Genomic DNA, 11,243 nt, shown 5'->3' on the forward strand with positions numbered 1-11,243 from the left:
TTATCTTCCCAAGTTTTTTCTCCAGAAACTTTTATTTTTGGATTATCTTTTTCATTAATTACTTCTTTAGTTAGTGATTTATCACTACCAAAGTCTTTTGGTTCAATTTTTATTTCTTTTTGATCTAATTTATAACCTTCAGGAGCTTTTGTTTCTTTTAATGTATACTTGTCTTTTAATAATCCTGTAATTTTAATATTACCGTTTGCATCAGTTTTATAAGTTCCAATAACTTTACCATTTGCATCACGTGTTAATTGGAATTCTGCTCCTTGTAAAGATTTTCCATCTTTATCTTTTTTATGGATATTAATTGAGTACACATATCCTTCAGCACGTCCACCTGCCTCTAAATATTGTAAAGTAAAGTTTACATCTTTTTGTATTTTTCCATTATATTTCAATGTAGCATTATTTTTAAATATTTCTCCATGTGTTGGTGTATAATTTGCTTTAATATCATATTTTATATAATATTGTTCTGTTCCTATATTTCCTAAGCGAATATTAAAACCTTGTTTATCAGCATCTACTTCTATATTACTCTTGAAATTAGGTGTAACATCTACGTCCCCTTTATGTTTCCATTCACCATTATCCCAGTACCATTCTACTTTATATATTTTTATACTATTAGGCACAACTTCTACACCATAAGTATCTACAAGTCTATCTTTTACCCATGCATCTTTTAAATCCGCCTTACTTCTATTGATGGCTATCCCATAATGGAAAAGACTTTTATCTTGATTATCTTGCCAACCACTTTTTTCTATAATAGTTTCATACTTTTTACCTGGACCTTTGTAGTCTAATTTTCCTCCTGCAATAATCCTATTCCCTATTTGAAACTTAAGCTCTATATCTTGTTTTTGTTTAACTTTACTGTGATCTACTCTTGCATTAAAATACAGGCTACCCTTAACATCTGAACGATTTTCAGGATACTTTGTGTATCTTAAAGTAATAGTTTTCGCTTGATTATTTACTTCTGCTTTAGCTACAAGATTCCCCGAAGAATCCTTCACATCAAAATTTACTGTTGATTGAAAAGTTAATTGTTCTGGCAATCTTATTGTAGTTGTATCCCCCTCTTTAACTATATTGTCAGGTAGAGCAAACTTTGCATTTACTCTAAACTGCTGCCACATTTCCACAGAATTCCCAGGAATAGGTTTCCCATTAGTATCTGTAATATTTATCTCTGTAATTACGCTATCATGTGTAGCTGCTGCTTTGGCATTTTTTAAAGTGCTTGGCAAGAAAACATTTATAATTATCGCCAATGCAGAAAGCCAAATAAATATTTTTTTCTTCATTATATAAATATCCTTTCTTATATTTTTTATACTACATTAACTTAATTATTAATGTATATAAATACGTTTTATATATACTTCCTTCACTACATCGCGTATTATAACATACTATTATGAAACAACCGTGATAATGTTATTTATAAATAAAAAAATTCCCCCGGGGAAAATATATAAAATATCTATATAAATATCTAATATAAATTAATAATTTTTATTACTTCCTCCTTTTAAATTTTCTTAAAAACTTAAATTACAAATTTTCTATATATCTAAAATTATAATTCAATCAGAATTTTCTAATTATTAAAATAACAAAATTTTTTATTTACTTTTTGTTGATTTTTTACATAGTTCTAATATAGTTCAAAAATAAAATAAAAAAATCCTAAGCAATCTTTTGCTTAGAATTTTTTTACTTTATAGTTATAATAAATAACTTAAATATTTTTTCGTCTTTTAGTTTTCCATTTCTCTTTTTATAAAGTTATTTATTTCCTCGCTATCATAAATAACCTCTTTTAGATATAACCCTTGAGCATCAGCTTTAGGCCCTGCAAATTGGCGTTCTTTTTTACTAATAATCTCGGAAATATACTCTGGTTTGTATTTTCCTTTAGCTACATCTTGAATAGTTCCAATAATAATTCTTACCATGTTATATAAAAAGCCATTTCCAGTAATTTCAAAATTTATAATATTACTATCAATCTTATCTCTCTCCATGGTAAAATTGTATATTGTTCTAACCTTATCTTCTACACTAGAGTTTTTTGAACAAAAAGAAGAAAAATCATGCTCACCTATAAAATATTTTAAACTATTCTGTGCTTTGGAAAAATCAAAATCAAATGAATGCTGACCTACATAATTAATTAAGAATGGATCAACTTCACGCCCTAAATACAATTTGTAAATATATGTTTTTTCTACACTATTATATCTAACATGAAAATCATTATCCGAAATTGTCGCTGCAAATATTCTTATATCTTTGGGGAGATTTGCATTAATTGCTTTAATCCATGCTTCACTAGGAATATTCAATTCAGTATCAAAATGAAGAACTTGACCATAAGCATGAACTCCACTATCAGTCCTACCACTCATATAAATTCTAATATCTTTTTTATGTATTTTTTTCAAACTCTTTTCTATCTCAGCTTGAACGGTATTATTATTAGGTTGAATTTGAAATCCATGATACCTACTTCCGTCATATTTACAAAGTAAAACTACTCTCAATTTGTTCTCCTTTCATTCATAAATTTTCTAATAGTTTTTTGCTTCCTCTTCACTCATCCAAAAATGAATACCACCTGAAGAGTCATACCAGCGATTCTCGTTAAAATTTTTTGCATAAACCCATTCTCCTAATTTGTAGCAAAAATCTTCCGCAACCGTTGACCAAGCTTCATTAAAATATTTCGTTCCATCAAAACTTTTTATTTCAAGCACCTTTGCCTTATCACAGCGACAACAATTCATTGTCGATGAAACTCTCTTAGCATCTTTAGGTATAAGAAGTTTCACAATCAAGTTATTAAGACATTTTTTATACGCAATAAAAGCACCACTTTCTGGACAATGCAACATAAAATTTTTTGTCGTATCATCAAAAATTATATTTTTTAGCTTTGCATCTTCTAATACTGCTGCATAAAGTTTTGCACCTCGAATATCCGAATTTTCTAAGTCAGCTCTTCTTAACGATGCCCTTTCTAAATTACTATTTTTTAAATTAGTATTTGATAAATTACAATCATCTAAAAGAGAATTTGTCAAAATACTTTTTTCCAAACTTGCACCAAAAAAATTAATGTTAATAAAATTAGAATAAGAAAAATCCATTTCATTTAAATTAAAATTACTCAAATTCATATTTTCAAAAATCAAGTTTGTGAAATCTTTTCTTCCATTCTGTAATCCATTTTTAAACTCACAAAAAGAAATTTTTTCCATAATAAAACACCCCTCACTAAAATTATACCATATATACTTTTAATTTTAATCTTAATACATATATTATATAAAATTTAGAAAGTTTTTCATTTTCTAAAAAACAAAAATAGCACGAATTTCTCGTACTATTTTTGGCATACCAATAAAAAATGAAATAATTAATAAACTTCTTTTCCTTATATTCCTTCGCTAAAACTTTTAATCCCAGTTTCGATAAAAATTTTATTCTCTAGAATAGATAATACAGCAGTAGTACCATACAAAATCTTATCAAACTTGACATTTGAATTTTTATTTTAGCATCTTTAATTTTCTTAAAACATTTTTAATAAAAAAACAAAAAATTGCCCACCAAAATCATTAACTAGTAGGCAATTCTTTAATAATACACTCTTCTCAGATAATACAATTTTAAATAATATCCTAATTTGCACCAGCAAAGAATGCCCATAGTCATCAAATTTACGGTCAGATGGTAGAAACTCGCAAGCCATATCCTTGCCTTTATACGCGCTATATTATTGTATCATTATAATATCAAATTTTTATTAGTTTTACAAGTGTTTCACATTAAAATTAATAATAAAATATAATTATATATTATATTACTAAAAATTACTTAAATCTAAAAAATATTTATACAAATTTATAACAATGTTAAAATTATTTTTTATCAATATTTATTGATAATTTTTATTATATCATCACAAATTTTTTCTGATGAGCCGCTCTGATAGTTTTTTATCATACTTTCTTTCATAAGTTTTATACTATTCTCATCTTCAAAAAGTTCTTTTACACTTTCTATAACTTCATTATCAGTGTAAGCAATTTTTCCCATATTATTTTTTTCAAAATACACTGCATTTTCTTTTTCTTGTCCTGGTACTGGATTAAAAAGTATCAATGGAATATTACTTGCCAAACTTTCCGAAATAGTAACACCTCCTGCTTTTGTTACTAAAAGTGTTGATGATTGCATCCATTCTCTCATGTTATAAGTATACCCTAGTACTTTTACAGTCTTAATATTTTCGTAAATTTTTTCTAATTTATTTTTTAAGTCATTATTTTTCCCACAAATAATAACTATTTGTACATCATTATTATTTTCTAACAATTTATCAACAATATTATCAAAATTTTTTAAAACACCAAAAGCACCCGCAACTAAAAGTATCGTTTTTTTATTTTGTGATAAATTATTTTCTAAAAGCCATTTTTGTCCATCAATTTTTTCATCAAATTTTTTATCAATAGGTAGACCGAAAACTTTTATATTCTCTTCCAAAACTCCCGCATTTATAAATGCATCTTTCGATTCATCCGTTGCCACATAATATCTTATCGCCCCTTTTGTTAACCAACTTTTATGAAAATGATAATCCGTAACTACATTGACTACTGGTATACTATCTTTTTCTAAAAGTGATAGTGCTGGCGTTGGAAAAGTAGATACAACAACATCCGGTTTGACATCACTTATCATCTTTTTTAAATAGTTATAACTAAAATATCTGTAAAACGAAGTATTTATTTGATTTTTCCCTGCATAATAAACATAACCATAAATATCACGAAAGTACGAAAAACTGTAAAGATATATTTTTTTTAAAACTGGTGTTATATTAGGATGTGCTTGTAAAAATAAATCTGTCTCTATTACCTCTACTTTATTCTTATACTTTTCCTCAAACATACTTTTAATACTTTTTGAAACTTGAAGATGACCATTACCAAACGATCCTGTTATAAGTAAAATTCTATTCATTAATATCCCCCTTTATTTTTTAAAATTTTTCTAAAAGTTTAGTTTTATAAAATATCATGTAGTAAAAAGCTACTACGCCTACTCCTAAACTCATACCTCCTAATGTATCGGTTGGATAGTGAACTCCCAAATAGACCCTAGAAATCGCTATAACTAAAATACCAAAACTTGCCAACACTAATACAAAATACTTATTGATATTTTTGAAAATTTTAATAGAAATTAATACCAATGTTAAGTATAAAATGGTCGCTGAAGTCGTATGACCACTTGGAAAACTAAAACCTCCTATTTCTAACAATCTATGAAAATCTGGACGTGGTCTTTTTATCATATTCTTTATAATGGGTATAAGAACACCACATGTTGCCATACTTATGGCTAAATAAATTGCCTCATAATGATACTTTTTAAAACATAAAATAATAACTAATACAATAGTAATGACCATATTTTGGTAAGTATCTGCAACATTTGTTATTTCTTTGTAAAAACTCGTTAAAGTAGAATTCTCTAATTTTTGAACAAAATCAATCACATTAATGTCCATTGGTTTTAAAATTGTTTCATAAGTTAATCTAATAAAAACAAAAATGCTAAATGCTACTATCATAATTAAAATATATTTTTTATACTTCATCTTCATCTCCTTGCCTTACTTCATTGTTCATACTAACTAATTATAAATCATAAAAGTAAAATATAAATTAAAACTTGTTAATTTCATATTTTAAATCTTATAAAATTACATTTTTTATTTAGAACGATTAAAATTTAATACTCTTAATTAACAAAATGTGAGACTAAAAAATTTATCAGTCCCACCAATTTTTCATATTTAATCCAGTTCTCTTAATTTACCCTTGAAATCTTCGATATTAGAATAACCTTTTTCTTTCATGATCTCTTCAAGTTCTCTCGTTAATCTTTCGAAAACTCCAACACCCTCTTTGTGAAGAGTTGTTCCTACTTGTACTAGATCTGCACCGCAAAGTATATGTTCAAAAACATCTCGTCCTGTTATTACTCCACCTGTCCCAATAATTTTTATATCTTCGTTTAATCTTTGTCTAAATGCTCGAACATTTGCAAGTGCTGTTGGTTTTATATACTCTCCTCCAATTCCACCAAATCCACCTTTTGGTTTTATAACAACTTCTTCTTTTTCTAAATCTATATACAAACCATTACCTACACTGTTAATACTATTAACATACGTTAGCGGAAATTTATTTAGTATTCCTGCCATAATATCAAAATGTGCAATATCAAAATATGGTGGCAATTTAACCCCGAGTGGCTTTGTGAAAAATGTAAAAACTTCGGTTAATAATTTTTCGGTAAGTTCAAAATCATATGCAATTTGCGGTTTACCTGGAACATTTGGACACGATAAATTAAATTCAGTTACACCTTGATAATCGCTCTCTTGAATTTTTTTCAAAAGTTCTATATTTTCTTGATAACTCATTCCTGTTACTGATAAAAACTGCAATTCTTCTCCTTGTAATTGACGATTAAGCACGTAGTCTAAATAATAATCAAATCCATTGTTAGGAAGCCCCATTGAATTTATACTACCCAATGCAGTATCAAAATATCTCGGTTCAGGATTACCTGCACGAAAATCTCTTGTCGCAGTTTTTGTTACAAACGCTCCCGCTTTACTATTTGCAAGTTCATCCAATTCTTCTTTAGACATACAATAAACACCTGAAGCATTCATTAAACAATTTTCTAATTCTACTCCTAAAAAACTAGTTTTTAACATTCTTCAAACCTCCATAACATCTATTTTCTTTAGTTTACCATAAAAAAGAAAATGATACTATTAGTAATTTTACATTTGTTATTTTATTTAGAAATAAAATTTAATTTTCAATTTCATTAATTTTATAGAAGAAAATTATTATACCAAAAAATCTTAAACAACTGACTATTGCCTAAGACTTTTTGATTCTTTTCCTCATTTTAGTAAACGATAAAATAAATATCTAAGAAGATTTTAATATTAATTTATTTTTTATAATTTTCAATATCGTAAAAATAAATTTTATCTCCCGTTGTCTTCTAATTCTGTTAGCCTCTGAGTGTAAAATTTTTAAACTTATTTTAATAACTCAAAACTTAATTTGATATAAGAGCATTTATTTTTGAAACTTTTCTTTTATAACCTCTGCTAAAAGTTTATATGAATAATGTTGTGCTTTCTCATCGTAAATATAAGAATTAATCATAAGTTCATCAAAATCAACTCGTCGTTTTAAATCGGCTATTTGTCTTGATACTGTTTCCTTACTTCCAATGAAAGAAACCTTGGTCATCTGTTCTACTACTTCTCGTTCATGACTTATAATTTCATCATGTTCAAAAGCTATTGGTCCAAAATGTGGCACTTTTACTGCAGCGATATAATTTTTCCAAACTGCCTCTTCGGATTGTACAGGCGGTTGTAGTCCTTTTTGTTCATTTGTTACTATATTTAAAAATGATTGTAATTGTGTTGTCGATAACTTCTTTGCTTCTTCATCTGTATCAGCTACTATTGCATTTGCACCGAGTATAACATAAGGTTCATCCAATTCTTCTGAAGGTTTAAAATAGTGACGATAAATTGCTACTGCATTTTCCATCATAGCTGGTGCAAAATGAGAAGCGAAAACATAAGGCAATCCCAACTTTGCTGCAAGATATGCACTATCAGTGCTTGAACCTAATATATAAAATGGAATATCAATTCCTGCAGCAGGATATGCATGAACAGAATTTGTGTCTTTAAAATATCCTTTTAATTCCGAAAGATCTTTTTCAAAATTTGGATTTAGATCTCTAGTTTTTCTTAATGCTCTTGCCGTCTGTCCATCTGTTCCAGGTGCACGCCCTAAACCTAAATCTACACGTTTCGGATAAAGTGTTTCTAAAGTACCATATTGCTCAGCAACTAAATATGGACTGTGATTTGGTAACATTACGCCACCCGAACCTACTCTTATATTTTTTGTGTTAGATAATGTTAGTTGAATTAAAAGCTGTGTTGCACTGCTCGCTATACTTTTCATATTATGATGTTCTGCTATCCAATAACGAGTGTACCCAAACTCCTCTGTTTTTTCCGCAAGTCTCACCATTGCATCTATCGCATCTTTGAAACTATCTCCATCTCTCAATGGAGCTAAATTTAATACTGAAAGTTTCATAATTAACCTCCTTTATAATTTCAAAAAATTATCTTTTCCTACTTTACCAACAAATTATTTTATATAATAAAAATATCAGTCAAATATAAAATTTTAATTTTTCTTCAATATATTAATTAAATATGTAGGTATTGAATCTACCAATTCTTTTCCTCTAATATAACTACTTATTGTAGAACCATCATTTTTGCTTAAATCAAATACTTCATATTTGTCATCAACAAATCTTTCTAATTTCATTTTGGATATAAAATCTTCGAAATTTTTAAACTTGGTCAACCAAAGTTTTGTTGTTTCATTTTTATAGGCTTTATCCATAGGAGTTTTTTCTCCGCTAAAGTACATTTTAAAATCATATAGCAAACAATCTATTCTGTCTAAATATACTTGGTATCTATATGTATTTATAGTTGGGAGTTTATGTCTAGGCCAAATAAAATGATAATCTAAATTACTTCCAATTCTTTCATAATCTTTTACCCAATCACAATACTCATTATCTCTTAACTTAACCAACTGTTTCCTTCCACAAATAATATCCGATGCTAATTTTATTTCCTGATTATCTACATAATCTATCAAAACATTTTTTTTATGTAATAAACCAAATTTCTTCCCAAGTTCTTTATACAACTCTTCATCACATGCATCAGCATCTAAGCATAACCTTGTAAATACACCTTTCACAAAATCTACATCTGTAATATTATTAGAATTTTTCAATTCATTATAAAAATCACTATTATAAAATTTTTCACAACGCTCTATATTTTCTTTATAAATTTTCACTATTATCTACGCTCGCATTTAAAATAACTATTTTAACTTATCTTTCATAACCCATATAGCAGGACGTACACCAATAATTGTTTCATTTACCTCATGTGCTCGATTTCCAAACATTCCTGCTGAAGCAATATAAGCTGGACTAGTTTCTGTTACACCAGGGGAACGCAACCACCATGCACACTCCCCACTACCATTTGAATATGCACCATGTGAAGTTGCATAGACAGTAGGTTGTGCTCTACGAGCACTTTCTGAAGAAAAATACTTCTCTACTTCTGCTCCGCTTAGTAGAAAGACTTTATCTTTCGTATTTTCTCCTACAGTTGTACCGTATTTAAGATTATCACTATTATCCAAATCAGTAGTTAAAATACTATCTTGCTCTTCTGGTGTAAATGCTTTTTGTAAAAACTCGCCATTTAACCAAGTACGAATATCACTTTTATCCCATGTAATTGCCTCATGTGTCTTATGCCAAGGAAGTGAATCTATACAATTTTTCGCAAGAAGTAATACTTTATCTCCACTTTCTTCAAGAACTATCCACTCAATCGGCTCTACATCTTCACCATTCTTAGGATACTTTCCCAAAAGTTTCATATTCATATTTTCATCAACTTTTGAGCCACTACTAGCCTCATTTTGTTTTACATTCTCCGATGATGATGTAGAAGAATTTGTTTGTCCGCAAGCTACTAGTGGTAAAGTTATACCTAAAATTAATATTATTTTTAATGATTTATTAACTACTTTTATCTTCTTTTGCAACATGTTATTTCTTCACCTTTCTTTTTTACTTCATTATATCTTAATTTAGTTATTTAGTAAATAAGCTGCCAATTTTTATAAATATTATGATAGCATCCTAATTATACCTTATTATCTTAAACTAAACTAAGTTTTCATTAATTTTACAATTTACTGATTACCAATAGAATATACGAGGCTAAGTTTTCTGCTTATTAAATAATTCCCAAACTGAAAAATCCTCTGCCAAAATTTCATAATCAATATTGAGAGTAACAGTCTTCATTCTTCATTTATTCCTCATCTATTCATATTGACATGTGTATTCTTGTGGTGGTTACTTTTATTTTTCCTCTTGATATAGCCTTAACTTCAGTATTATTTTCTACATCTTTATATTTTTTCAATTTAGTTTGAGTCAATATCTCAAATGTATGTATCACTTATATTATATTTTCTCAATCTATGATTTTGCCATGTCAGAATCATTTTTATCTTCTATACCTTTAATGGAGTTGGATTTTGAGGTTTATCTTAATCTAAATTCCATTATACTTTTTAATCAGCTTGACTATCATGCTCCAGTGTTGAAAACAAAATAATATTATGTTTTCTATCTTTTCGTTGAATATATTTTTCTCGCTATTTTATTTTTCAATATGATTTACAAACTTCTTCTCTTATGGTCATAAATTACCCTCTGACATAAGAATAATTACTCTTTTTTATCATTATATTATCTTCCTTTTTATGTTTGAATTTTTTAACCATAAAAAGGAGGACTCCTACACTTTGGTGTAAATAGTCCTCCTATTATAACAATAAAAATATTTTTTATTGTATAGTCCTCATTTAATTTTTCCTTTTGATTACTTAAAAAATTTTATTATTTCCGCTTTTTAATCTTCTTTTCCTGTATATTTATTGAATTTCACTCCACTAAGTTAGCTCAATAACTTCTAAACACTCTACTTTGCAATAGGAGAAGCATTCCCTTTTTCATAATTTCTATTTTATCCTTTATTTCTGCTTCTCATGTTTTTTACGTCTGCATCCGATGAGCATCAGTGATATTCCTGATGTTACCATTAACCATACATATTGGGATATGTTGCCTCCGTCTCCAGTTTTTGGCAATATCTCGTTATTATTTGCATTTGATACCCTTGGCTTAATAGATTTTGGATCGTTTGGTATTGGTGTAGAAGGCTTTACAGGAATCTCTTTTCGATTGGTAATAGTGAATCCAGCTTTCATATTTCCTTCATAGATCACTTTATATCGTTTTCCATCGACTAAAATAATATTTCCACTCTCTCCTACTTCCTTGATTGTGTACTTATGATTTTCTCCACCTAAACTTGCTGATACTGGTAATTTCTCAAAAGTAACCGTCCAGTTGTTTTCTTTGTTCAGTTCTTTTACATTTCCTGTTGCTGTTCCATCTTTGTATAGTTCTAC

General features: G+C 28.0%; 11 protein-coding genes and 1 riboswitch. All 11 genes read right to left on the reverse strand.

Annotation, left to right across the window (positions count from 1 at the left end):
• On the reverse strand, positions 1-1,319 hold a 1,319-nt coding region (locus H612_RS0107965; RefSeq protein WP_211223599.1), incomplete at its 3' end, for an Ig-like domain-containing protein.
• Positions 1,320-1,775: 456 nt separating this feature from the next.
• Positions 1,776-2,561 (reverse strand): tRNA pseudouridine(38-40) synthase TruA, encoded by a 786-nt coding sequence (truA, locus tag H612_RS0107970; RefSeq protein ID WP_027130963.1) that lies wholly within the window; start codon positions 2,559-2,561, stop codon positions 1,776-1,778.
• Positions 2,562-2,588: 27 nt separating this feature from the next.
• Positions 2,589-3,278, reverse strand: a complete 690-nt coding sequence (locus tag H612_RS0107975; protein WP_027130964.1) for a pentapeptide repeat-containing protein — start codon at positions 3,276-3,278, stop codon at positions 2,589-2,591.
• A gap of 430 nt (positions 3,279-3,708) precedes the next feature.
• Positions 3,709-3,810, reverse strand: a riboswitch (purine riboswitch).
• 141 nt (positions 3,811-3,951) lie between these two features.
• The gene (locus tag H612_RS0107980; protein ID WP_027130965.1) at positions 3,952-5,049 is read right to left on the reverse strand and encodes an MGDG synthase family glycosyltransferase; all 1,098 of its coding nucleotides are present in this window, start codon (positions 5,047-5,049) and stop codon (positions 3,952-3,954) included.
• A gap of 19 nt (positions 5,050-5,068) precedes the next feature.
• The gene (locus H612_RS0107985) at positions 5,069-5,689 is read right to left on the reverse strand and encodes a phosphatase PAP2 family protein (protein WP_027130966.1); all 621 of its coding nucleotides are present in this window, start codon (positions 5,687-5,689) and stop codon (positions 5,069-5,071) included.
• A 198-nt stretch (positions 5,690-5,887) separates the two neighbouring features.
• Positions 5,888-6,820: a dihydroorotate oxidase gene (locus H612_RS0107990; protein WP_027130967.1), complete on the reverse strand. Its 933-nt coding sequence runs from the start codon at positions 6,818-6,820 to the stop codon at positions 5,888-5,890.
• A 376-nt stretch (positions 6,821-7,196) separates the two neighbouring features.
• Positions 7,197-8,246, reverse strand: a complete 1,050-nt coding sequence (locus tag H612_RS0107995) for an LLM class flavin-dependent oxidoreductase (protein ID WP_027130968.1) — start codon at positions 8,244-8,246, stop codon at positions 7,197-7,199.
• A gap of 93 nt (positions 8,247-8,339) precedes the next feature.
• Positions 8,340-9,035 carry a DUF6994 family protein gene (locus H612_RS0108000; protein ID WP_027130969.1) on the reverse strand — a complete coding sequence of 232 codons (696 nt, stop codon included), beginning with the start codon at positions 9,033-9,035 and terminating at the stop codon, positions 8,340-8,342.
• Positions 9,036-9,062: 27 nt separating this feature from the next.
• Positions 9,063-9,806 (reverse strand): DUF6273 domain-containing protein, encoded by a 744-nt coding sequence (locus H612_RS09615; protein WP_027130970.1) that lies wholly within the window; start codon positions 9,804-9,806, stop codon positions 9,063-9,065.
• Positions 9,807-10,090: 284 nt separating this feature from the next.
• The gene (locus H612_RS10420) at positions 10,091-10,225 is read right to left on the reverse strand and encodes a hypothetical protein (protein WP_281170307.1); all 135 of its coding nucleotides are present in this window, start codon (positions 10,223-10,225) and stop codon (positions 10,091-10,093) included.
• A 577-nt stretch (positions 10,226-10,802) separates the two neighbouring features.
• Positions 10,803-11,243, reverse strand: a 441-nt coding sequence (locus H612_RS10115; protein ID WP_035500526.1) for a Cna B-type domain-containing protein, incomplete at its 5' end; no start/stop codon positions are given.

The sequence above is a fragment of the Gemella cuniculi DSM 15828 genome, from assembly GCF_000425665.1.
GTDB classification, from domain to species: Bacteria; Bacillota; Bacilli; order Staphylococcales; family Gemellaceae; genus Gemella; species Gemella cuniculi.